At 45.8% G+C, this 373-nt stretch carries 1 protein-coding gene; it reads left to right on the forward strand.

Going from position 1 to position 373, the window contains the following annotated elements; genetic code table 11:
• On the forward strand, window positions 1–295 hold a 295-nt coding region (locus tag A3761_RS27345), incomplete at its 5' end, for a hypothetical protein (protein ID WP_197472944.1).
• Between the last annotated feature and the right edge of the window lie 78 nt (window positions 296–373).

The raw sequence follows: 373 nt of genomic DNA on the forward strand, positions 1-373 counted from the left end.
CCTCGATCACCCAGAACAACTAAACGAGCTAGAGACGTTTGATAACATCGTGATGACGCACTTTAAACCAGCGCCTCATTATTGGCCCCTGTTCATCGCACTGTTACGCCCCGGTGGAAAGTTACTTTTGAGCACCTTTAACCTCACCCATCATGAGAAAAACGGCTTTTCCCGTCGCTTCTGCCTAGAGCCAGGTGAACTCAGAAATATAAACGAGCACCTGGAACTCGAGCATTTCGCCTCCATTCAACGAGGTGAAAGTTATATGGATGATTATCTGTTTCGCAAAGTGTAAGCCTTCCTACGCTCACTCAAAAGCGGAGTTCATAAGAACAAAGGGGAAGTACACGTCGTTTTTTAAGTGCAAAGAGAT

The sequence above is a fragment of the Oleiphilus sp. HI0123 genome, from assembly GCF_001635315.1.